This window comes from Pseudoalteromonas sp. SCSIO 43210, from assembly GCF_054133285.1.
Map to the genome: position 1 here is coordinate 3752343 of NZ_CP087225.1, position 25191 is coordinate 3777533.

General features: G+C 39.4%; 21 protein-coding genes. 15 read left to right on the forward strand and 6 right to left on the reverse strand.

Annotated elements, in window-relative coordinates; translation table 11 throughout:
* Positions 1-20: 20 nt before the first annotated feature.
* From LOS73_RS16295 to fadI, 3 genes are all read right to left on the reverse strand, one after another.
* Positions 21-1142, reverse strand: a complete 1122-nt coding sequence (locus LOS73_RS16295; RefSeq protein ID WP_033041044.1) for a 4-phosphoerythronate dehydrogenase — start codon at positions 1140-1142, stop codon at positions 21-23.
* Positions 1143-1648: 506 nt separating this feature from the next.
* Positions 1649-3895 (reverse strand): fatty acid oxidation complex subunit alpha FadJ, encoded by a 2247-nt coding sequence (gene fadJ / locus LOS73_RS16300; RefSeq protein WP_457933992.1) that lies wholly within the window; start codon positions 3893-3895, stop codon positions 1649-1651.
* Positions 3895-5205, reverse strand: a complete 1311-nt coding sequence (gene fadI, locus LOS73_RS16305) for an acetyl-CoA C-acyltransferase FadI (protein WP_004335629.1) — start codon at positions 5203-5205, stop codon at positions 3895-3897. Before fadI ends, fadJ begins: the two co-directional genes overlap by 1 nt.
* Before the next feature lie 306 nt (positions 5206-5511).
* Here fadI and LOS73_RS16310 point away from each other — a divergent pair, with 306 nt between their 5' ends.
* The 9 genes from LOS73_RS16310 to LOS73_RS16350 all read left to right on the forward strand — a co-directional run bounded on the left by LOS73_RS16310 (position 5512) and on the right by LOS73_RS16350 (position 14817).
* Positions 5512-6468 carry an AAA family ATPase gene (locus LOS73_RS16310; RefSeq protein WP_004335627.1) on the forward strand — a complete coding sequence of 319 codons (957 nt, stop codon included), beginning with the start codon at positions 5512-5514 and terminating at the stop codon, positions 6466-6468.
* 3 nt (positions 6469-6471) lie between these two features.
* Positions 6472-7416 (forward strand): DUF58 domain-containing protein, encoded by a 945-nt coding sequence (locus LOS73_RS16315; protein ID WP_457933993.1) that lies wholly within the window; start codon positions 6472-6474, stop codon positions 7414-7416.
* Positions 7417-7418: 2 nt separating this feature from the next.
* Positions 7419-7853, forward strand: coding sequence for a DUF4381 domain-containing protein (locus LOS73_RS16320; protein WP_004335624.1), 435 nt, complete (start codon positions 7419-7421; stop codon positions 7851-7853).
* A complete protein-coding gene (locus LOS73_RS16325) occupies positions 7846-8832 on the forward strand; it encodes a vWA domain-containing protein (protein ID WP_024591645.1) in 987 nt (328 codons plus the stop codon). Before LOS73_RS16320 ends, LOS73_RS16325 begins: the two co-directional genes overlap by 8 nt.
* Positions 8832-10772, forward strand: coding sequence for a VWA domain-containing protein (locus tag LOS73_RS16330; protein WP_457933994.1), 1941 nt, complete (start codon positions 8832-8834; stop codon positions 10770-10772). Before LOS73_RS16325 ends, LOS73_RS16330 begins: the two co-directional genes overlap by 1 nt.
* Positions 10766-12424 (forward strand): BatD family protein, encoded by a 1659-nt coding sequence (locus LOS73_RS16335; protein WP_457933995.1) that lies wholly within the window; start codon positions 10766-10768, stop codon positions 12422-12424. The genes LOS73_RS16330 and LOS73_RS16335 overlap by 7 nt, the downstream gene beginning before the upstream one ends.
* Positions 12425-12484: 60 nt before the next feature.
* Complete coding sequence (locus LOS73_RS16340; RefSeq protein ID WP_007377767.1) at positions 12485-13042, forward strand: sigma-70 family RNA polymerase sigma factor; 558 nt, start codon at positions 12485-12487, stop codon at positions 13040-13042.
* On the forward strand, positions 13042-13794 hold the full coding sequence (locus tag LOS73_RS16345) for a DUF3379 family protein (RefSeq protein ID WP_008138632.1): 753 nt from the start codon (positions 13042-13044) through the stop codon (positions 13792-13794). The genes LOS73_RS16340 and LOS73_RS16345 overlap by 1 nt, the downstream gene beginning before the upstream one ends.
* Positions 13795-13956: 162 nt before the next feature.
* On the forward strand, positions 13957-14817 hold the full coding sequence (locus tag LOS73_RS16350; RefSeq protein WP_457933996.1) for a Tim44 domain-containing protein: 861 nt from the start codon (positions 13957-13959) through the stop codon (positions 14815-14817).
* Positions 14818-14864: 47 nt separating this feature from the next.
* Here LOS73_RS16350 and ggt read toward each other — a convergent pair whose 3' ends face one another.
* On the reverse strand, positions 14865-16538 hold the full coding sequence (gene ggt, locus LOS73_RS16355; RefSeq protein ID WP_337120038.1) for a gamma-glutamyltransferase: 1674 nt from the start codon (positions 16536-16538) through the stop codon (positions 14865-14867).
* A 92-nt stretch (positions 16539-16630) separates the two neighbouring features.
* Entirely contained in the window at positions 16631-17173 is a 543-nt protein-coding gene (locus LOS73_RS16360; protein ID WP_008138626.1) for a GNAT family N-acetyltransferase, read from the reverse strand.
* Between the two features lie 51 nt (positions 17174-17224).
* Here LOS73_RS16360 and LOS73_RS16365 point away from each other — a divergent pair, with 51 nt between their 5' ends.
* Positions 17225-17590, forward strand: a complete 366-nt coding sequence (locus LOS73_RS16365; RefSeq protein WP_008138625.1) for a hypothetical protein — start codon at positions 17225-17227, stop codon at positions 17588-17590.
* Between the two features lie 187 nt (positions 17591-17777).
* Positions 17778-18818: an IS481 family transposase gene (locus LOS73_RS16370; RefSeq protein ID WP_004335921.1), complete on the forward strand. Its 1041-nt coding sequence runs from the start codon at positions 17778-17780 to the stop codon at positions 18816-18818.
* 59 nt (positions 18819-18877) lie between these two features.
* On the opposite strand, the gene LOS73_RS16375 is transcribed toward LOS73_RS16370, so the two are convergent.
* Entirely contained in the window at positions 18878-21100 is a 2223-nt protein-coding gene (locus LOS73_RS16375; RefSeq protein WP_457933997.1) for a TonB-dependent receptor, read from the reverse strand.
* A gap of 572 nt (positions 21101-21672) precedes the next feature.
* Between LOS73_RS16375 and LOS73_RS16380 the strand changes: the two genes are divergently transcribed.
* The 4 genes from LOS73_RS16380 (at position 21673) to LOS73_RS16395 (ending at position 25169) form a co-directional block, all read left to right on the forward strand.
* A complete protein-coding gene (locus tag LOS73_RS16380) occupies positions 21673-22800 on the forward strand; it encodes a porin (RefSeq protein WP_008136003.1) in 1128 nt (375 codons plus the stop codon).
* A 12-nt stretch (positions 22801-22812) separates the two neighbouring features.
* The gene (locus LOS73_RS16385) at positions 22813-23220 is read left to right on the forward strand and encodes a type 2 periplasmic-binding domain-containing protein (RefSeq protein ID WP_033015656.1); all 408 of its coding nucleotides are present in this window, start codon (positions 22813-22815) and stop codon (positions 23218-23220) included.
* 383 nt (positions 23221-23603) lie between these two features.
* Complete coding sequence (locus tag LOS73_RS16390) at positions 23604-24749, forward strand: porin (protein WP_008136002.1); 1146 nt, start codon at positions 23604-23606, stop codon at positions 24747-24749.
* A 12-nt stretch (positions 24750-24761) separates the two neighbouring features.
* The gene (locus LOS73_RS16395) at positions 24762-25169 is read left to right on the forward strand and encodes a type 2 periplasmic-binding domain-containing protein (RefSeq protein WP_007377777.1); all 408 of its coding nucleotides are present in this window, start codon (positions 24762-24764) and stop codon (positions 25167-25169) included.
* Positions 25170-25191: the final 22 nt, after the last annotated feature.

A 25191-nucleotide genomic window follows, 5' to 3' on the forward strand; every position in this document is an offset into this window, starting at 1 on the left:
CAACATCGTTAGTTAAATAACTATTTAGCTATGGTAAAACCAAGTTGACTAAGTGCAGCTAGTTGTGAGCTATCACCTTGTATCGACAAGGTGCTAAATTCTCGTCTTACCGGATAGCTTTTTCGTAAACTATCAAAACCATCACTTTCTAAGTGGCGAAGTAAAATACCATCATCACGGCGAACGTCGTAAATTAAATGCACTAAACGGGCAACATCCTGCTCATTAAAGTTTGGCGTAATAACCGATTGTGTAATAGCTGGAGTAGGTAAAAAATCATTCAACGATTTACTCGCATCGACACTTTTCAGTTCACACAGTTTTTGATACAGCATTTGTGTACCACGTGCTTTGCCTTCAAGCGTATGACCCGCAATATGCACACTGGCGTAGCGAACATGTTCTAGTAATTCAGTTAAAATATTGGGCTCTTTTTCCCATACATCAAGCACTAAATCCAGATCAGCTCCCGCTTCCATTACCTCAAGCAACGCTTGGTTATCAATTACATCGCCTCGGCTTGCATTAATCAGCGTAAGCCCTGGCTTAAGTGCTTTTAATCGCTCTTTACCCATCATGTGCAGCGTTTTATGCTCGCCACTTTTAACAAGGGGAACGTGAAAAGTAACAACATCTGATTTTGCTAATAACTCATCAAGCGCTATATGATCTTGTAGTAAGCCTTGTTCGTGCTTAATTGGATCGCATAACAGTACATCAACATCTAGTGCTTTTAATTTTTCAGCTAAACACGTACCAATGTTACCCACCCCGACTATACCAATTGTTTGACCACACAATGGGCGCGCATTCTCTTGGCTTAATGCAAATAAGCTACTAATTACATATTCAGCTACCGCAACGGCATTACAACCAGGCGCGCTAGTAAAAGCGATATCTCTATCATGCAGTAATTGCGTATCAATATGGTCAATGCCAATTGTGGCTGTACCCACAAAGCTAAGCTTATTAGCTTGTGACAACAGCTCATAATTAACATTGGTCACTGAACGAGTAAGGAGTACATCTACATCAATTAATTGTTCAGGGGTTAATTTACGACCATCAAAACGCTCAACCTCACCAAAGTCTGCAAAGTACTGCTCAACTAAAGGCATATTTTGATCGGCAAGAATTTTCATTACAGAGTCCGTTTGGCAATTAAGAGGCGCTATTGTAGCGAACAACCTAGCCTTTACACAAACTAAAAAGCGAGGGCTTGTTGACCTTTCAGGATTAAAATTTGCTCGTTCTAGGGGCAATTTAATTGCGGCATGAGGTTGTAACTTAGTGGGCTAAGTAAAAATCGAGCAAAGCTTCCGCCCCTTACCTACACCCATTTAGGCAACAAAGAGTAAATTTCCCCTAGGGCGAACGCAAGGACTGTGTATGTTTAACCTCGAAAAATAAACAGGATCTAGTCAGTCCATTTTTGAAAAAAATCACCTTTAAAGGATCATATTAAGCTTTTGGATTACCGGTCAATTTAGAGAGGATTTATCACAGTATTATATTTTTAACCTGTGAGCTTAATAACGACACCGCTGTATATTTAATTTCTAAAGATAAATATATGTTGAAGTAACTCCCTAAAAAAAATGCAGCTCATCTAAACGAGCTGCATTTAATCAAAAGTAACTTTGAAGGATTACTTTATTATTTTATCTTCGTTTACTTCAACAACCTCAGGCGAGGCTTCTGTAGCATCTTCTTGCGTAACTTCAACGTCCGCTTTAACCGCAATCGCTGCATCCACAGTTGCTTGCTCACCAGCTATATCGGCTTGTAAAACAGTGTAAAAAGTAGCACTAGAGCTTGCCATTGTTACCAGTGATTCACATGGTGCAAAGTTAGCATCGCTGTTAGCTAATGTAGACATATCAGAGCTTATTTTACTTGCGCCTAATTTATCCATATAGCTAAACGGGCCACCTAAAAATGGTGGAAAACCAATACCAAATATTGCACCGATATCGCCATCACGTGGGCTGGCAATAATGCCATCATCTAAACAGCGTACTGCTTCGTTAAGCATTTGCGATACACAACGCTTAGCAATTTCGCTCTTGTTTAAACGTGGAGCCGGGGTAACACCCAATAGTTCGTAAACTGACTCATCAACCTTTTTGCCTTTTTTATCGTATTCATAAAAACCACGACCCGATTTACGGCCAAGGCGTTTTGAATCAATCATACGCATAAATGCATCAGGGCCTTTAAAACGCTCGCCTAATTCTTTTTCAAGAATTGGGGCAATTTTAGAGCCAATATCAATACCTACTTCATCAAGTAGAGCCAGCGGTCCTACCGGAAAACCAAACTCAACAAGCGCTGCATCAATCTTTTCAATTGGCTCACCCGCAAGCATCAAATTAGCAGCTTCGTTTAAGTAAGGCGCTAAAATACGGTTTACGTAAAAACCGGCCATGTCTTTTACAACAATTGGCGTTTTACCTTGCTTACGTGCAAAGTTAACAACGCGGGCAATGGTCTCTTGAGATGTACCTTCGTGTGGAATGATTTCCACTAATGGCATTTTTTCCACTGGTGAAAAGTAATGCAAGCCAATTACATTTTCAGGACGTGCTGCCTGCGCTGCAATTTGCGATATTGGTAATGATGACGTGTTACTTGCAAAAATTGTATTTGCTTGGCATTGCTGCTCTACGTCTGCAACCATACCTTGCTTAAGTGCAAGATCTTCAAACACCGCTTCTATTACTAAATCAATATGTTTAAAGCCGCTGTAGTCTGTTGCACCTGTAATGCGGTTCATTGTTAACTGCATATCAGCTTTAGACATAATACGGCGCTTAAGACGCTTATCTAAAATTTTGTAGGTGTAGCTCATTGCATTACTAATGCCCTGCTCTGCTACATCTTTAATACGTACCGGTACTTTAGCTTTAACTGCACTTACGTGCGCAATACCTGCGCCCATTAGTCCACCACCTAAAACAGCCGTTTTACTGATTGCGGGTGCGTCATCATTGCGCCACTCTTTTTTCATTTCAGTGGTTGCAAAGAAAATACCGCGAAGCGCTTTAGATTCGTCACTCATTACAAGTGTTGCAAAGCTTTCAGCTTCTGTTTTATACGCTTTTAGCTCATCAAGCTCTACACTAGCACGCACTGCTTTAATAATAGCGAGTGGTGCTGGGTAGTGCCCGCCCGTTTTTTTAAGTACGTTTTCTTTGGCTTTTTTAAAGATAAAGTTACGACCAAACGGGTTTGACTCTAATAATTTACTAATATTGTCAAGCTTTGGCTCTTTTGCTTGTGGCTTTTTCTTAGTCGCAAATTCTTTTGCAACTTTTAACAGCACACTGTGCGGTACGCAATCATCAAGCACGCCTGCTTTTTTAGCTTGCTTAGGGCGAATTTGTTTACCTGTTAGCATCCACTCTAGTGCTTTTTGAATACCAACAATTTTAGTTAAACGCTGCGTGCCGCCGCCACCTGGTAGTAAACCAAGTTGCACTTCTGGTAAGCCAATTTTTGTTAAATCGCTGTCGGTACCAACACGGTAATCACACGCTAAAGCAAATTCTAAACCACCACCTAATGCAGCGCCATGAATCGCACTTACTGTAGTGTATGGCAGTTTTGTCATATCAAAAAAAGCTTGATGGCATAGTTCGCTAACCGCTAGCGCATCTTCACGCTTTTGAACGCTATCGAGCATTTTTACATCGGCGCCCGCGATAAAGTTATCGCTTTTCCCGCTTATAAATACCATGCCTTTTACATTTTGCGACTTAGCGTCTTCTAGTAACGCTTTTAAATCATCGGCAAAACTGCTGCGCAGGGTATTCATTTTCTCCCCTGGCACATCAATAGTTACAACGGCGATTTTATTTTCATCTACCGCTAAATTAAATACTGAATCTGTCATTACGCGCTCTCCAATACAAAGGCTGCACCTAAACCACCAGCAGCACACGCTGTTGTTAATGCTAAACCGCCACCACGACGCTTAAGCTCGTGTAAGCTTTGCGTAATTAAGCGCGCACCTGTCGCTGCAAATGGGTGACCATATGCTAAAGAGCCGCCGTTAACGTTAAACTTATCCATGTTAATTTCGCCAATTGCTTTGCTGCGACCTAAATGCTCTTGTGCAAATTTGTCTGAGGCAAACATTTTCATATTGGCAAGTGTTTGCGATGCAAACGCTTCGTGCATTTCAATTAAATCTAAATCAGCAAGCGTAATACCCGCTCTATCTAGTGCAATAGGCGTTGAATGAGCTGGGCCCATTAACATGTCTTTTTCTACGCCAATTGCCGAAAATGCAAAGCTACGTACGTAACCTAGTATTTCATAGCCAAGTGCTTTTGCTTTGCTTTCGCTCATCATAAGTACGGCCGCTGCACCATCAGTTAATGGTGTTGCATTTGCGGCGGTAACAGTACCGTGCTGACGGTCAAAAACAGGTTTAAGCTTGGCGTAGCCTTCAACCGTTGAGTTTTTACGAATGTTGTTATCTTCTGAAATAAAGCTTTTATATGGCGGTAAATGCGCCGTCATTACTTCATCTTTTAACTTTCCATCAGCCCATGCTTGCGTTGCAAGTGAGTGAGAACGATGCGCTAACGCATCTTGATCTTCACGGCTAATATTATGTGTTTTAGCCATTTGCTCAGCAGTTTGCCCCATTGAAAGGCCTGTTGAGTACTCTGCAACTGCAGGAGGCACTGGTAATAAATCTTTTAAACGCAGTTTTGAAAATATTTTTAAGCGTTGACCAAGCGTACGCGCTTTATTTAAATCAACTAAGCTGCCTGCTAGCTTTTTACTAACACCAATTGGCAGTACTGATGACGAATCTGCGCCGCCTGCAATACCTACACTTACAGATCCCGCCATAATAGACTCAGCTACATTAGCAATAGCCTGAAAGCTGGTAGCACATGCGCGCGATACAGAATATGCATCGACCGATACCGGCATACCTGTGCCCAATACAATTTCACGTGCAATATTTGGCGCTTCTGGCATTTGTACTACTTGACCAAATACAAGTTGATCAATTTCTGACTTGTTGAAATTTAATCGTTCAAGCATTTCGTTAACCACCAATTTACCCATATCAAGTGCAGGTACATGGTGAAACGCTGTTGCTTGCTTTGCAAAAGGTGTACGTAAGCCGCTAACTATGGCAATACGGTCGCCCTTTGGTGTTTTTAGTATGTTTTGCTCAGACATTTATGCTCTCCCGCTGACAGGTCTGACCTGTTTGTTTTCCTCGATTCTAAACAACCCGTGTACTAAAGCCAATAGATAAACACAAATTTATATAAATAGTGTTTAATTACGACTATCACAATAGGCTTTTTTAGACGCATTTACAAAGTTTTGTGGTACGCTAAAAATCGTTAAAAAATAACGAACTATTTTAAAAAATACAGTCTAACTCTTGAGTTACCCAATTATAAACCTTATAAATAGGTCAGTATTTATCACCTAACACTATTAGGTACAAACCCAGCTGACGAGGACAGTCCACTTATTATGGCAGCTAACGCATTTTCACAATTAAAAACGTACTTAGATACACAAATCATTGGCCAGCCAGAGCTTACACAAGCGCTACTTATTGCTATTTTAGCTGATGGTCACTTATTAGTAGAAGGCCCTCCTGGGCTTGCAAAAACACGTGCAGTTAATGCACTTGCTAAAGGTATTGAAGGATCGTTTCAGCGCGTACAGTTTACGCCAGACTTATTACCGGCTGATGTAACAGGTACCGATATTTATCGCCAACAAACTAGCGAGTTTGTATTTGAAAAAGGCCCTCTTTTTCACAACCTAATTTTAGCTGACGAAATTAACCGTGCACCAGCCAAAGTACAATCAGCACTATTAGAAGCCATGGCAGAGCGACAAGTGACCGTGGGTAAAAACACTTATCCGCTTAGCGAACTATTTTTAGTTATGGCAACACAAAACCCGCTAGAGCAAGAAGGGACTTACCCGTTACCAGAAGCCCAGCTGGATCGCTTTTTACTGCACCTAAGTATTGGCTACCCTGGCGCTGAGCATGAGCTTGATATACTACGTTTAACACGTGGCGAAGCGCTTAACGAGCAACAACCAGTAATGCAAAAAATTAGTCAAAGCGATTTATTTGCAGCTCGTAAAGAAATATTAGGCCTTTATTTAGCAGAGCCGCTTGAGCAATATTTAGTACAACTTATTATTGCCACCCGTGAAGGCGCTAAATTAGATGCGCAACTAGGTAGCTGGATTGAGTTTGGTGCAAGTCCGCGTGCAACAATAGCACTTGATAAATGTGCTCGTGCTCATGCATGGCTTCAAGGCCGTGACTTTGTAGCACCTGATGATATTCAAGCTGTTGTGCATAACGTACTGCGTCATCGCATTATTTTAAGTTACGAAGCCCAAGCCGATGGCATTACTAAAGATCAAGTAATAAGCCGTATAGTTGAACTTGTAGCCGTACCATAAGTTATGCAAAAACAATTAGAATCCCAAGCATGGCTCAAACAGAGCCATAGCCACGGTGTTAATTTAGCACTCAAAGAGCTGATGTATTACAAAGCCAAAGCGCAATTGCTTGAACTTGCCCCTAAGGTAAAAATAAAAAATACCTTAACAGGGCAATACCTTGCACCGCACAAAGGCCGAGGAATGGAATTTGCCGAAGTCCGACATTATCAGCAAGGTGACGATATTCGCTCTATTGATTGGCGAGTTACTGCGCGTACCGGCGAGACTCACACAAAGCTCTTTCAAGAAGAAAAAGAGCGCCCTGTGTTTGTATTTACTGATTTTTCTAACTCAATGCTGTTTGGTTCAAAGTTACTATTAAAGTCGGTGCAAGCTGCGCATATAAGCGCTCTTGTTGCATGGTCGGCGTGTCAGCGCGGCGATAGAATTGGCGGTATTGTGTTTAATCAGCACTCGCATTTGGAGCTAAAGCCCAGCGCCCGTGAAAAAGCCGTCCTTAAGCTTTGTCATAATTTATGCGACAACCACCAGCAAGCACTCAACAACATTGATAAAACAGCCACTAACAACTTTAGCGATAACCTAAAGCGCCTTAACCATTTAGCAAAACCAGGCAGCTTAGTGTATTTAGTGTCTGATTTTAATGCTCTGGATGATGCCAGCTTTAAGCAACTTGAAATATTAAGCCGTCACTGCGAGCTGATTGGTTGCCACATAAGCGATCCATTTGAGCATCAGTTACCTGCATTTAAGCAAGCAGTCACCGTTAATGCAAATGGTCAAGACTTTGCCCTACCATTAATGGATAACAGCTTTAGAGAACGCTTTGCTAAAAATGCTGAGCAAGCATTTAGCGCGCGCTTTAATCGCCTAACTAAATCGGGTCTTAATTTAATATCATTCAATGCAGCAACACCGCTTGAGCTGCAATTAGTGAGAAAATAACCATGCAAACCAATCCACTCGATGGCCTGCACGATATAATAGCGCCAAGCCAAGTTAATTGGTGGCCACTCGCCCCTGCTTGGTGGGTTATTATTGCACTGCTGTTTTTAGCACTGTGCGCAGCTATTTATATATTTTATAAAAAACATAAATTTAAAAAGCCTAAACGCTACGCAATACAATTGAGCCAAAGTGAGCAAAACCCTCAGCAACTGCATATTATTTTAAAACGTTTAGTGATTGAATATTACGACAAGCGACTTGCTGCGCAATCTACCTCTAAATGGTGCACAACTCTTAATACGCTTACCGGTTTAAGCTTTACAGAACAAGAAATACTAAGCTTGTATAACCCCAGCCAAAAAGATACAACACTGTGCGAAAAATTTCGCCAAGGTATTAAGCAATTTAAAATAAAGGAGTCAGTAAATGTTTGAATTTAGCTGGCCATGGTTATTTTTATTAATACCCTTACCTTTATTACTTTTACTATTAAAACCCGCAGCAAGTAATGCCAGTACGCGTTTACGTATACCCAGTTTTGCAAAGCACAATTTAACCAGTCAAAGCATTGAGCCACACGCACGACGTTTAAATCCTTTCGAGTGGGTAATTTGGTTATTACTTGTTACTGCCGCTGCCAATCCAACATGGTTAGATGAGCCAATCTCATTACCAAATGAAGGGCGCGATATAATGTTAGCAGTTGACTTATCAGGCTCAATGACCGAACAAGACATGGCTTACAATGGCCAATATGTTGACCGCCTTACCATGGTAAAAGCCGTACTCAGTGATTTTATAGAGCAGCGTCAAGGCGACAGGCTTGGGCTGATATTATTTGGCGACACCGCGTTTTTACAAACCCCGCTCACGCGCGACGTTAAAACAGTAAGTAAAATGCTCAGTGAAGCGCAAATTGGTTTAGTAGGACGCGCAACAGCCATTGGTGATGCATTGGGTCTTTCAGTAAAACGCTTTGCCAATAAAGATGAGAGTAACCGTATTGTGGTGCTATTAACCGACGGACAAAATACCGCTGGTAATTTAAACCCAGAAGATGCTCTGCTGCTAGCTCGCGAGGAAGGTATTAAAGTGTACACCATTGGCGTTGGCTCAGATAATCCGCGCGGCTTTAGCCTCTTTAACATGGGTGGCTCTAGTGGCAGTAGTTTAGATGAAAGCTTACTTAAAAAGATTGCCGAGCAAACTGGCGGATTATACTTTAGGGCCAAAGATGTAGCAGGCCTTCAACAAATTTACGCAGAGCTTGATAAACTTGAACCTATTAGCGCTGATGAACAAACATTCCGCCCACAAAGCTCATTATTTTACTACCCGTTACTTATCGCTATTTTACTTATTAGCTTAAAAGTAATGCTTAGTACACTACGTGCATTAAAGGAGCCAAACTAATGGATTTTGAATTTATTCGCCCCGCTCTTTTATGGTTACTCATACCTGCTGTGGCATTATTTTTTGTCGCCTTAATTAAGCATAAAAAAACGACTAGTGAGCAGCTAATTGCACCGCATTTAGCACAATTTATAATGAGCGAAGCAAACACTAAAGCCAGCCAGCCACTTTGGTTAGTTGCTTTGTTTTGCAGCCTTGGCATTTTATTTAGTGCTGGGCCTAGCTTTGAGAAAAAACAAGTTCCTGTATTTCAAAGTAAAAGTGCCCGTGTAATTGTTATGGATATGTCGTACTCAATGTACAGCACCGATATTTTACCAAATCGTTTAATGCAATCACGCTTTAAAGCGCTTGATATGATTGAGCTATTTAGAGAAGGTGATACCGCGCTTGTAGCATACGCAGGCACAGCCTATATAATATCGCCGCTAACAAACGACGCCACAACACTCAGTAATTTAATTCCAAGCTTAAGCCCTGAAATAATGCCAGACAAAGGCTCAAACGTTTTAGCCGGTCTTGATATGGCCAAAGAGCTATTAACGCAAGCGGGTTATATTGATGGCGACATTATTTTAGTGACCGACGGTATTGACCAGCAAGAACAAAGCGACGTGAGTAGCTTTACCAGTAACACCCAATATAGATTAAATATATATGGCGTGGGTACCGCTCAAGGCGCTCCAATTAAGTTACCTGAAGGTGGTTTTTTGAAAGACAGATACGGCCAAATTGTAGTACCTACTCTCAATGCCAGTCAGCTTAAAAATTTAGCATCGAGCAGTGGTGGTAAATTTGCTAGTTACCAGCCTAGTAATAACGACATAAATACGTTTGCCCCAAATGCACAGAGTGAATTATTGAAAGACGAAAAACAAAGCCACGCACTTTGGCGAATAGATGCAGGTATATACGGACTCTTGTTATTACTGCCATTTGGCTTGTATTTATTTAGACGCGCTGCCTTGCTGGGGGCTTTTTTAGCTTTTGGTTTTTTACCGCAGCAAAATGCGTATGCCGTAGAGCTCCCTACTCTTTTGCAAAATGCAGATCAACGTGCATTAGAGGCTTACAATAATAAAGAATACGATGCAGCAACACAGGCGCAATCGAGTGAATTAAAAGGCGCGGCGCTTTACCAGCAAGGTAATTTTGATGCTGCACTTAATGAGTTTAGTAATGATAAGTCGGCTACCGGTTTATACAACTACGGTAATGCCCTCGCCAAAGCTGGCAAGCTTGAGGACGCCATTGAAGCCTACAAACAAGCCCAAACCTTACAAGACGACTTTACACAAGCAACTGACAACCAAGCTTTAGTTGAACAATTACTCAATCAACAAGAGCAACAAAACCAGCAAGATCAGCAAAGCGACGGCGACGACTCTCAAGACCAAGATGATAGCCAGAAAAAAGATGAGCAAAACCAAGGGCAAAATTCTGATGAGTCAAAACAGGATCAACAGCAAAATGGTGATAAAAGCGATTCTGAAAAAAGCGAAAACGAAAGTCAAAGCCCCGGCGATGAAAAATCTGATAAAGAATCAGATAAAGAGTCTGAACAATCAAAAGATCAACAAGGTGAGCCTGGCGAGCAATCAGACAAGCAAAATGAACCTGATATGCAAGCTCAGCCACAAAGTGAGCAAGGGCAAAATAAAGACACTGACCAACCTCAAGACGAGCAGCAACAAAGTAAGCCACAAGCAATGAATGAGCAACCTGCTACTGATGAGCAAAAACAAAATGCTCAGCAACAAGCTATGCAAGCCCAAGCAAGTGAGCTCACTAATGAAGAAAAAGAAAAAGCACAACAGCTTAATCAACTACTTAGAAAAGTCCCGGACGATCCGGCTATTTTATTACGGAATAAAATGCAATTAGAAGCCCAAAAAAGACAATATAAACGTCGCCCTACAGGAGTCGAAAAATCATGGTAATGCGATTATTTTGCTGTTTATTGCTATTAAGTGCGATGCCTTCGTGGGCTGCCACCAAATTAGAAGCCAGCGTAGATAAAAACCCTGTTTTAGCGGGTGAATTTTTTATGCTTAATATATCCGTAGACGATACGGTTAAAGGCGAGCAACCAGACACCTCATCGCTGTTAAAAGACTTTGTGGTAGGCCCAACAAGCTTAAGCTCTCGTACCAACATTATTAATGGCAGCATTAATAAACAAACCACGTGGTCAGTTAAATTAATGACCCGTGCAGAGGGTGATTACACGATTCCGGCATTTAGCGTTGCAGGGTTAACCTCAAAGCCTATTAAATTAAAAGTGGCAAAACGCTCAGTTGATGCAGATAAAAATAACGAAATATTTTTAAAAACGTCGCTCTCGAGTAATTCATTATTTGTGCAAGAAGCAGGCGTTTACACTATTAAACTTTACCTTGCGAAAGAACTGCTTGATGGCAGCCTAAGTGCACCAAGTATGGAAGACGCTCAGCTTACTCAATTAGGTAAACAAACCGAGAGCTATGAGCTGGTTGATGGCAAGCGCTACCTTGTTATTACTCGTGAGTATTTAATTCAGCCACAAAAAAGTGGTGTCTACACGATTGCAGGTCCTGCTTTTCAAGGGCGAGTACAACAAAATTATCGTCAATTAGAAGTATCCGCTCTTGGCGACGACCAGCAAATAGAAATCAAGCCAATTCCGAGTGACTATAAGGGAACGTGGTTACCAAGCGAGTTGGTTAATCTAGACGAAGAATGGCAACCTAACGACAACACCGTAGAAGTCGGTACGCCTATAACACGTACTATTACACTTACCGCTCTTGGCGTTACAAAAGAGCAATTACCTGAAATCTCTATGCCTACCATTGATGGCATACGCAGCTACCCTGATAAAAAAGAAAATAACAATGCAGTACGTGACGGACGTGTTGTATCGCAGCAAACTGCATCGTATGCATTACTGCCGCAAAAACCAGGTACTTACACTTTACCTGAAATACAGCTGCCTTGGTTTAATACTAAAATGAACCGTATTAGCGTAGCTACATTACCCAAGCGTACTATAACTGTTACACCTAGTAGTACAGCTATTAGCTCAACAACTAACAGTAATCAACAAACTATCGATACGCTAACATCTTCGCCAAATAATAATGTAGATGCTACACAGTTAGAATCAATGCAAGTACAAAAAAATATACCATTGTGGCTTATTGCTGTTGCGATATTAGGTTATGTTTTATGGATTGTGACTGTAATTTTTTATTGGTTTAACCGTTCTACTAGCAATACCACTAAGAAAGTACAATCAACTGCGGATATAATTAACCAACCAAGCTTGAAAAAGCTGGTTGCGGTAGCAAAATCAAACGATAATAAAGTGTTTTATAATGAGCTTAATAATTATGCGGTCCTGGTTACGAATAAAAATGTGGGCGCAATTGATGAACTATGCTGCATTGTAAGCAATAGTGAGTTAAATAACTATATTATGCAATTGCAGGCACAGCTTTACAGTAATAGAACTACAAACTGTGATCTTAATGCTATTATTAAAATTCTTGAGAACCATCAAACTCAGGCATTAAAGTCGCAACAAGCTGTATTAAAAGACCTTTATGATTAATAACTACGATACTCAGGTCTTTTTTGCAATAAATAATAATTTTTAATTAAAAAAGTGCTTATGCTTGGAAAGAAAAAATCAAACAATCAGGTCTTAATCGATATGGCAGAGAAACAAAAGCGTTATGAAGCCTTGGTCCACGTTTACAATAAAGAGCTTTATCGCTTTGCTTATTGGCTATGTCGTGATCCGCACATAGCAGATGATCTAGTACAAGAAACGTTTTTACGCGCTTGGCGTTCACTCGATTCTTTACTTGATCAAAAAGCAGCTAAACCCTGGTTACTTACTATATTACGAAGAGAAAACGCACGCCGATTTGAACGTAAACAGTTTGATTATAGCGACGTAGAAAACGATACGCTTGTTGATGAAACCAGCCACTCATTAGATGATGAAATGGAACAAACGGTTATTCAACGCCAGATTGCACTGCTATCTGATGAATACCGAGAGCCGTTATTACTGCAAGTTGTAATGGGCTGCTCTGGTGAAGAGATTGCAGACATACTTAATTTAAATAAAAACACGGTAATGACCCGTTTATACCGTGCCCGAAATCAACTTAAAGAGGCTTTAAGCCGTGATGATGAACAACTTAAAGGGGCATCAAAATAATGGATGAACTTGAGTTTCGTCGCCGCACTATTGCGCAGCCAAACGACATTGACAAGGAGCTTATGGAGTTTGCTGACAGTAATCCTGAGCGACAAAGTTTTATTAACGATATGAAAGATTTTGATAAATTTATTCAAGATTCTTTAGACATACCTGTGCCTGAAAACCTTGCAGATCGCATTCTTTTAAACACATCGTTAAAAGAAAAAGCACTACAAGAAGAACAAGCAACAGGAAAAAATGTAGTTGATGCCCGCTCGCGTTTTAAGCTTGACCGCGTGCATCTTGCGTTAGCAGCATCTTTTGTAGTGGCGATTAGTGCCTTCTTTTTTAGTACAGAGCAAAATATTGCACACGAAGCGGGTGAACATGCACTAGCTCATGTGTACTACGAAATTAGTGCGCTTGATAAAAAGGAGCCCATTAGCTTGCAAAGTGTAAACGATAAGTTAGCTGTTTTAGGCGGTCATATTGATGAACTTCCTGGTGCAGTCACTTACGCTATGTTTTGTGATTTTAAAGGCGAAAAAGGCCTGCATTTAATATTTGAATCTGACTTTGGCCCTATGACTGTATTTATAGTACCTTCTGAAAATCAATCATTTGGATTTGGTGATGATGATTTTAAAGATGAGCGCTTTGAAGGCCATATCAACCGAGGTTCACAAGCTGATACTATTTTAGTGGCAAGTGTTGGAGCACCTTTAGATACTTATAACGAACGCGTTACAGGCGCCATTCGTTGGCTTTAAAAAACAAATTTACCGCTTAGTTTCTACTGAGCGGCTTTTTTATTAAATACCCTATAATAAACCCTCCCTTTTATACCTAAAAACTCTTATTTATAAACTAATTAATTAAATTCCTCATGAAAGTAAATTATAATCGCGGCTCGATTAAAATTAAGGAATTTCATGAAGAATATCATCGTTATTTTTTCACTATTGGCATTGTTATGTGCTGCCAGTTTTGATGCACACGCACGTAAAAAATTTGGCAGCAGTAAACGCGGAAAAACGCCTGCAACACAACAAACAGCGCAAAAACAAAAAGCTAATACAACAACCCCAACGGCTGCCCCAAAAGCTAAATCAAATAAAAAAGGCATTATGGCAGGCGTTTTAGGTGGCCTTTTAGCGGGTGGCTTAATTGCAGCAATGCTAGGCGACAATTTTGAAGGTTTTCAGCTATTAGAAATGATTTTATTAGCTGGCGGGCTCTTTATTTTATTTAAGCTAGTAACGGGCTTTTTACGTGCTAATCGCGCCCCACAACTTGCAAATGCCAGTGCAGGTACAAGTGCTCAGCAAAATGCTTTTAAACAAGCACCTATCGAGCAACCAACAAGTACAGGCTTTGCAAGCAGCGCCCCACAAGGTGAAAGTGTGCCTTTTAATTTACCACCTAACTTTGACGTTAATGGCTTTTTGCAAGGTGCCCGTAGTCATTACCATACGCTACAAACTGCATGGAACAATGCCGATTACACCACAATGGCTGAATACTTAAGCCCTGCACTTGTTGCCGAGTTTAAAGCTGAACGTGAAGCTATACAAAGCGTAGAAACAGAAGTGATGTTTATTGATGCCGAACTTGTGCGCGCAGATACAAACGCGCAATCGTGGCAGGTTAGTGTTCGCTTTAAAGGTAAGTACCGTGATTTAGGCGATAAAAAAGAAGAGCCTATTTTAGAAATTTGGCACTTAGAGCGTCTAATTTCAGACGACGCTCCATGGCTAATAGTGGGTGTTGAAGATTTAATTGATACTCAATAATTTTATATTGTGTAAAACACCGCGCTTTTAGCGCGGTGTTTTTTTATTTAAAAAACAATTGACTTACCACGTCCTGATGCTTCAGAAGCGGCATCTAATTGGCCCTCTTTATTAATAATAACGTGTAAGTCACCAAAGTGATTCTCATCTATGGTGTAACCCATTTTTGTAAGCTCTGCTTTTACGCTATCGGTTAAACCTATGTGTGTTCTAATTATATTTTTAGGCCATAGTTGATGATGAAAACGAGGGCTATTTACAACCTGCTCAGCAGTCATATCAAACTCTACCGCATTTAAGATAGATTCGTACACAGAGCTAATAATTGTTGTGCCACCAGGCGAGCCTGTCACCATTTTAACGGTGTTGTCTTTAAGGAGTATTGTAGGCGTCATAGAGCTAAGCATACGCTTATGCGGCTGTATTTCGTTAGCTTTACCGCCTATTGCACCAAACACATTCATAACGCCTGGTTTGGCACTAAAGTCGTCCATTTCATCATTTAAAATAAACCCTGCACCTTCAACAACCACACCGCTACCAAACCCTAAGTTTATTGTGGTGGTATTTGCGACAGCGTTACCCATTTTATCAACGATTGAAAAGTGCGTAGTTTGCTCACTTTCTTTAAGGCCCGGTTTAATATTTTCAGTAGTCGAGATCGCGGTTAACGAAATGCCATTACTTCGCTCTTTGAGGTAGTTAATATTAGTTAATGCGCTAACTGGTACATCAAAAAAATCAGGATCGCCTAAATACTCCGCCCTATCTGCAAATACACGTTTACCTATTTCAGAAAGTAGGTGTACATACTGAGTAGAGTTATGCGCTAAGCCCGCATCTGGTTTTTGTAACTCATACATTTTAAGCCACTGTAAAATAGCAATACCACCTGAACTCGGCGGTGGCGAAGTAAGTACTTCATAACCATTCCAACTCGCTTTAATAGGTGTACGTGATTTAGCGGTATAATTTTTTAAATCATCTTGATTAATAATACCACCATGCTGGTGCATAAATTTAGCAATAATATTTGCAGTTTCGCCTTTATAAAACCCATCTTGGCCGTTATCACGGATACGCTTTAACGTTACCGCTAACTCGGGTTGCTTAAATACTTTATTAGTTTTTACATCAGCAAAATATTTTTCGAAGTTTACATTTATTTTTTGCTCTTTTAGATGGGCTATATAATGGCTAACACCTTTTGCTAACTTAGGCGGAACGACAAACCCTTGCTCAGCCAACGTTACAGCAGGCTGTACTAGTGTTTCCCACTTTAAAGTGCCATGCTTTTGATGGGCAAGCCACATACCCGCTACACTGCCAGGTACACCGCTTGCGTGAATGCCATATATTGATTTGTTTGCAATAACATTACCTTGATCATCTAAATACATATCACGATGAGCCGCTGTTGGCGCTGTTTCGCGATAGTCTATAAAATCGCCCTTGCCATCTTTTTGAATAAGCATAAATCCCCCGCCGCCAATATTGCCGGCTTCAGGAAGCGTTACTGCAAGTACAAATTGTGCCGTTATAGCCGCATCAACAGCATTACCGCCTTGCTCTAATATACTTTTAGCAGCATCGGCACTGAACGAGTCAGGCATTGCGACCGCGCTTTGCGATAAAGGCTGCGCTAAAACACTAAAAGCAGCGAACTGTAAAACCAGCACACTTTTGACGATTAATTTACGTGGTGAAAAAAACAATCCCATACAACATCCTTAATTTATTATTTTTGTTGCCCATATTAATGCACGTCATTTAAAGACAGGTCAATCTTTATACTATTGATATTTAATCATCTTCAAACTTTTTTTGAATAAAGCACCGCTGGTAAATCGCCTTGCTCATCTGTATGTGTGTAATTTTTTATAAATTGCAGACCTAACTTTTTCATTATTTTTATAGAGGCTGTATTATCTTTGAGTGCCGTTGCACTTATCGCCTTAACGTCATCTTGTTTTATAAGTTCATCACATAATGCTAAAGCCGCCTCGGTTGCATAACCATGCCCCCAACTTGATTGCTTAAAACGCCAGCCTATTTCAATATCACCGTAATTTGGTGCATCACTAAAAAAATCCATAGGCCTTATTAATACCCAGCCTATAAATGTATTGGTTTGCTTTATCGTGATACTCCACAGCCCCCAGCCTTTTAGCTCATTTCGATATGCGAGCATACGAGGTACTCCCTCATTTTTTATTTGCTCTAAAGAGGTAGGCACACCTCGCGTTAAATACTGCATTACAGCTGGGTCTTGGTCGAGCTCAAATAATTGAGGCCAATCATGCTCATTCATTAATTTGAAATTTAATCGTTTTGTTACGGGGGCGTTCATTTTCATTGTTGTATAGTCTACCTTGAATTAATTATCAGTCTCTAAAGGAGATAGCACATGAATAAATTAGCAGGTTTAGCTTTATTAGGCACTTTAATTACATTAACTGGTTGTGAAGATGCCAACGAAGTAAAAGAAGATGCAAAAGATAAAAGCGCACAAATGCAAGAAAAGCTTGGTGATGCATGGAACGACGTTAAAGAGACAACTAACGATCTTAAAAATGACGAGTCTTTAAACGAGCTATTAGAGCAAAGTAAAACAATGGGCTTAGACATGTACGACGACGGCAAAGAGATTGCGGTTGACGCATGGGTTAAAAGCAAAGAAGCTGCTGGCGAATTAACTGAAAAAACCAAGCAAAAAGCGCAAGAAATTGCTGACGAAATTGAACAAGCGCGTAAAGAACATAACGAAGGTTAATTTTACCTTCAATAATAAAAAAGGAAAGCCTCGGCTTTCCTTTTTTGTTTTCAATATTTGTTAATACTGACTAATTATATGTATTAGTTCAGACAAGATCTGACAATTCAACTTGAAAAAGTGAGAGTTACCCGTTTTGATAAAGGTGTCGAATCTTTAAATCAAAACAAACAAAAAGGTAACTCTCATGTTGCATACTAACAATCCAATCATAAAACACAAAGCTGGTTTACTTAACCTTGCCGAAGAACTAGGCAATGTATCAAGAGCCTGTAAAGTCATGGGCGTATCACGAGATACATTTTATCGTTATCAAGAACTCGTTAATGAAGGTGGTATCGATGCATTAATCGAAAAGAACCGCCGTACACCAAATATAAAGAATCGCGTTGACGAAGAAACAGAGCAAGCCGTCATTAACTATGCAGTTGACTATCCTGCTCACGGTCAACATAGAACCAGCAATGAGCTTCGTAAGTTAGGCGTGTTTGTCTCAGGTAGTGGTGTTCGTTCAATCTGGTTGCGTCACGATTTAGAAAACTTCAAAAAACGATTGAAAGCATTGGAAAACAAAGTCGCTAATGAAGGCATTATTTTATCTGACGCTCAAGTTGCTGCGCTAGAAAAGAAAAAGCATGACGATGAAGCCTGTGGTGAAATTGAAACAGCGCATCCCGGTTATCTTGGCTCACAAGACACATTTTATGTTGGTAACCTTAAAGGTGTTGGTCGTATCTATCAACAAACCTTTGTGGATACCTACAGTAAAGTCGCCTTTGCGAAGCTCTACACAACGAAAACGCCAATTACAGCGGCTGACATGCTCAATGATAAAGTATTGCCTTATTTCGAAGCTCATAAGTTGCCTATGCTTCGAATATTAACTGACCGAGGAACTGAGTATTGTGGGCGAGTAGAGCATCATGATTATCAGCTATATTTGGCAATTAACGACATCGATCATACAAAAACGAAAGCAATGTCCCCGCAAACAAATGGTATCTGTGAGCGTTTCCATAAGACGATTTTGAACGAGTTCTATCAAATCACATTCCGCAAAAAGTTGTACGATTCAATGGAAGAACTACAAAAAGATCTGGACGAATGGATGGATTACTACAACAATGATCGGACTCATCAAGGAAAAGTATGTTGCGGTCGAACACCACTTGAAACATTACTGGATGGAAAAAAGGTTTGGGCAGAAAAGAATTTAGCTCAAATCTAAACTAACAGTCACCATTAGAAAAATGGGTAACTGTCAGATCAAGTCTGAGCTAGTACAAATTATAGCTCAAAATCTTTTTTGAATTTCAAACCAAACTCGCTGCGGTCATTACTGCGCATTACACCAACAAAACCTGATTGTTGTAAGCGACCTACATCATAAACTTCATTTAGAACATTCTCGCCGTATAACGTTACTTCCATATCGCCATATGGATTCGTGTACGAAATATTAAAGCCAACCAATTCTCGAGAATCAATCGTTTCACTTTTGTTAAAAACAGATTGACCTTGCATATCACTTCTAAATGAATAATTAGCATTAAGTGCTAACGTTCCGCCATTACTTAAATCCATAAAGTAAGATGGTGCAATCATTACAGTCCAGCGAGGTGTCAGTGCTGGTGAATCACCTTTACCAATACCTTGAACCCCTTCTGATACTTCGGTAATTTCAGAGTCTAAGTAGCCTACCGCACTTCTAATTGTAAAATCATCAGTAATAGCCACTGTTGTTTCAAGCTCAATACCTTGCGCTTTAGATTGACCAGCATTTTCGACAATAGTCACAAACCCACCACCTGAAGTAGGGTCAGAGAACGGTAATGCTAAATCGGTGTAATCAGTCACAAATACCGCAAGCATCATAGACACATTTTCGTGTACTTGACCCTTTAAGCCTATTTCGTAGTTAATCGCTTTTGTTTCATCAAACGATACAAACTGGTCTGGCCCGCCAAATGGGCGCGGTGGGAAACCACCTGTTTGATAGCCTTTTTGAACTTGCCCATAGACATTCATATTATTGCTAAGCTGATAAGAAGCATTTATATCCCACGTAACTGCATCAAAATCTGCACTGACATATTTACGAGTTGGGAATGATGGGAATATAACATTTGCATCTTTTTCATCTTGTGAATAGCGAAGACCACCACCAAGCGTTAAATCGTCAGTTAAATCGTAGCTGGCATTGATGTACGCGGCATATGAGTTAGTTTCTTGGTTAATTTCAAAGTCGCCGTAACCACCAAACGATTCCGTTACACCATCATTTAATAAACCATTAGGTGTATTAAATGGGCTAAAAACAAACGGACCTGAACGTGTAAAGCCATCTTCATTAAAAAAGTAAAGACCCGATACAAAGTCCATATTATCGAATGTGGCGTTTAGCTGAACTTCAAAAGAGTACTGATCTGCACCGCCCTCTTCAGGGAATTCAGATAAGTTTAAAGGTGATGCATCATCATCTAGGCCACCTTCATACTCAGATGTACGGTAGCTTGAAATGAATTTAGCAGTATAAGTATCGTTAATTGCCCAATCAGCGGTAAACGATGTACCCCAACCTGAGTAAGACGTAGATTCAATACCAGCAACCGTTGTGCCTAGATCATCAGGGTCTGATGGAATTAAATCTTGAGTTAATAATGGGAAATCACCATTAAAAACATCATTTGGATCGAGGGGTTCTGTCAACTCAATTGTATAAGGCGACTGGCCAGATTCATTATCAACACCATCTAAAGAAAAAGTAAATGCTAAATCTGAATTAGCTTGCCACTTAAGTGCAATACGACCGCTAAACTCTTCTTCTTCGCCTATTTCTTTTTCTGGATTCGTTAAGTTAACAGCTTCGCCCACACCATCACGTGTTTTGTACGATGCACTGGCAGACATACTCACATCATCAGAAAGCGCGTTATTAAAATACACATCACCAGCAATTCGCCCACGGCTACCAACTTTTGCTGTCGTTGTAATAATACCTTCATCACCGGGTTGTTTTGTAATTACATTTACTGCACCACCTAATGTATTACGGCCATATAAAGTACCTTGTGGACCACGAAGTACCTCAACACGCTCAACATTTGGTAATGATAAGTTAGAGCCCATTTGACGGCCTAAATAAACACCATCAAGATAAACACCGACTCCAGGATCAGTAGTAATAATGTGATCTTGCAAACCAATGCCACGAATAAACACTGAAGCATGAGCCGCATTACCTACGCCATAGCGAGTAATATTAAGGTTTGGTACATATTTTCCAATATCTTCAAGGTTACTCATATTGGCTTTATCAATTAAGTTGGCACCAATTGATGTGATAGCGGTTGGAGATTCGAACAGACTCTCTGTACGTTTACGCGCTGTTACTTCGATTTTTTCAAATGCATCTTGTTTTGCTGTTGTTTTAGCTTCTTCAGCATGTATTGAGGTCGTCAGTGCAGCAAGAATTGCTATGCTTAGCTGTGAGAGGTTGCGTAGTTTCAAAATATTCTCCAAAGGATACCGTATGATTAGTTATGCGTTTATATTTTGATAATATAAATTTCAGGCATAAAAAAAGACGCTAAATAGCATCTTTCCTCTGGAGGGGTATTATATGGCAGAATTGTAAAGAAATGTATAAATTTTTCATAAAACATCTATAAAAGCGACTTATGTTGTTACTTAACCTGAACTCTGGTTAAGAGATTTACTAATATAGTGAATCATGGTGATATTTAAATTTATTTTGTTTAGCCCGATATTCTCAATAAAAACAAGGCGAATTTACGCGTCAATAGCTTGCCTACTGCAAGTAAATTCAACGTAGTTAGCGCTGAAAATAACTATTCGAGATAGATTTATTATCCAGTTCTCAAATTAATTAACGCAACCACAGCTCGGGTTTATCTACATAAAACTTATCAAAGAATTTCATTATACATTTATAGCCTTCTGACTTAATCTCGTAAAATGATAAAGTTAAACAACAAAATCATTCTGTTAATTAGATAAATTGTTTTTATGCTACTACAATTAAAGTGAATTAACATTTAAACAACAAGTAGGAAACATACATGAATAAGCTATCAGTAGCAGTAGCGGTTTGTTGCGCGATTGCAACAAACTATGTAAATGCCGAAGTAAGAATTAATGGCTTTGCATCAATTATAGGCGGAAAAAGTCTAGATAGTGAGCAAACTATTTATGGTTATGACGACGACATATCATTTAAAAATGAAAGTGTTTTTGCATTACAATTATCAGCGGATTTACAAGAGAAATTAACAGCCACTGCACAGATTGTTGCTCGTGGTGACAATGATTTTGATGCCGATTTTGAATGGGCTTATTTAACATATCAATTAAACGATGAAATACAAATAAGCGCAGGTAAAATGCGAGCTCCATTTTATAAGTACTCTGATTTTTTAGATGTAGGCTATGCATATAGATGGGTACGTCCCCCACAATCAGTATATAGCATTGCTTTTTCAACATATGAAGGATTAAGCTTGCTATATGATACTCAAATGGGTGATTGGGACTCTTCATTACAACTTATTTATGGATCGTATGATGGAAACCTCAACGGCTCTGCTTCTAAAACTATATTAAATGATTTTACTGGTATTAACTGGTCTGTAACACGAGACTGGTTTAGTGCGCGAGTAGCATATTTACAGGCAGAGTCATCTACAGAGCTATCAACCGATAGCTCACTATATGGCTTATTAGCGACATTGAACGAAAATGGTCTTGTCGAGCAAGCAAAAAGTTTAGATATAGATGAAGAAGATGCACGGTTTTACGCTTTAGGCTTTTCTATAGATTATAATGATGTGCTTTTTGATGCTGAATACACTAAGTTAAACCCAGGTGACAGCCTACTACCAGAAGAAACACAATACTATGCATCTATCGGTTATCGAATGGATGAAATAATTGTTCATTTTACTTATGAAGATAATGATGATGCTAATGACTCATCAAGCTATGATCAAATACCAGAGATCCCTGCACTAAACGCTGCAATTAATGGCTCTTTTGATGCATTCAATGCCCAAGATAATGTCTATACAATAGGTGTTCGTTATGATTTTCATCCTTCAGCAGCCTTTAAAATTGACTTCAGCCGATATGAAAATAACATAACAGACACTGAAACTGATGTTGTTGCTGTCGGCGTTGATTTAGTATTTTAATTGGAGCAAATGATGAAAAAAATTATTTTAGCTGGCGTATTTTCATTGTGCTCAATCAGCACCTTTGCAGAAGTAGCCGTTATTATTAATCCGAGCAACGCAAGTAATATTGATGCGGACACAATCAAAAAGATCTACTTAGGAAAAAGTAAGTCATTTGACAATGGAACAAAGGTCAATCCTGTAAATCAAAATGACAATGCAATAGCCGACGAATTTAATGATAAAGTTGTTGGAAAATCGAGTAACCAACTTAATGCATACTGGTCGAAACTTATATTTACAGGCAAAGGAACTCCCCCTGTAAAATTAGATAACGACCAAGCAGTGCTAGATTTTGTAGCAGCAAATGGTGATGCTATAGGTTATGTCGAAAGTGGGAAAGTAAATGATAAAGTCAAGGTCGTTGGAAAGTTTTGAGACTAACCTTATTGTTAAGTGCTTATCCGATATAAAACAGCGTTAGCAATACACATATTTAAAATATGAATTAACAAAAAATACAAAAATTGTAACTTAGCCTGCTAAGTTACAATTTTTCTTGTCATTGAATGACCTTCCATTTTCAACTAATTAAAACCTCAATAATCCCAACAATATTAATCGTCAATACTTATCCTGTGTCGGGAGTCACATTATTAATATAACAAATAACAACAATTCGTATAATTATTATTATCACCTTTAAAAAGAAGCACTTATATTTTATATAATATTATAAACGTCTCTATTTATTAGATATATTTTAAATAAGTACCTATAATGAAAATGAAATCAACATTTAAATTAAACAGGAAATACATATGAAAAAGCTATCTGTAGCAGTAGCGGTATGTGCAGCTTTAGTATCAAGTTATACAAGTGCTGAAGTACGAATAAATGGATTTGCATCAATTGTTGGCGGAAAAAGCCTAGATAGTGATAGCACATTATATGGGTATGACGACAACATTTCGTTTAAAAACGAAAGTGTATTTGCGCTGCAGTTATCTGCGGATTTGCAAGATAAGTTAAGCGCAACAGCTCAAATTGTAGCCCGTGGTGATAATGATTTCGACGCGGAGTTTGAGTGGGCATATGTTACTTATGAGTTTTCAGATGAGTTGCAGTTAAGCGCAGGTAAAATGCGAGTTCCTTTTTACCGTTATTCTGACTTTATTGATGTAGGCTATGCCTATAGATGGGTTAGGCCTCCACAATCTGTTTACAACATTCCATTTTCAACTTATGAAGGCTTAAGTCTACTACACAACACTCAATTAGGTGATTGGGATTCAACCCTACAGGTTATTTACGGTGGTTTTGATGGTGAAATTGATGCTGTAAGTGCTAACGATAAAGCCGAGTTAAACAATTTTGCAGGTATAAACTGGACAATGTCTCGCGATTGGTTAAGCCTCCGTGCAGCTTACTTAGTTGCTGAAACCTCTTTTGAGCTTGATTCAAATGACTCAACAGGCGCAGCATTGAACGGCCTGGAAGATATACTTAGAGCAAGTAATTTGACTAGCCTAGCGGATGATATAGCTATTGATGAAGATAATAGCACATTCATTGGTTTAGGTTTTTCAATTGACTACAACGACATTTTGTTTGATGCAGAATACACACAGCTTGAAGTTGAGAACAGTATTTTAGCTGAGCAATCTCAATATTATGCATCAGTAGGTTACAGATTAGATGACGTCATCATTCATTTCACCTATGAAGACAATGACGATAAACATGATTCTTCTCGTTTTGATAAAATTCAAGCGATTCCAAGTCTTAATGCCGCAGTGAATGGCGCTTTAGAAGGTGTTCGTGCACAAAGTAATGTTTACACTATTGGTGCTCGATACGACTTCCACCCTTCTGCTGCATTTAAAATAGATTTTAGTCGATTTGAAGATGACATAACAGATACAGAAACTGATGTTATTGCTGTAGGCATAGACCTAGTATTTTAATTGGAGCAAACCATGAAGAAGTTAATTTTAGCCAGTGCACTAACATTATGCTCAATCAGCGCCTCTGCTGAGGTAGCTGTTATCGTAAATGCGAGTAATACAAGTAACCTTGATGCAGATACAATCAAAAAGATTTATTTAGGTAAAAGTAAATCATTTGATAATGGTGCGAAAGTGAATCCAGTCAACCAAAATGGCAATAGTGTTGCCGATGAGTTTAATGATAAGGTTGTTGGTAAATCGAGTAGTCAGCTCAATGCCTATTGGTCAAAGCTGGTATTTACAGGTAAAGGAACCCCTCCTGAAAAGCTAGATAATGATCAAGCAGTACTCGACTTTGTTGCAGCAAACAACGACGCAATAGGTTATGTTGATAGTGCAAAGGTCAATGATAGCGTAAAGGTAGTTGGTAAATTTTAATTTACTGATGAATAAAAAAAAC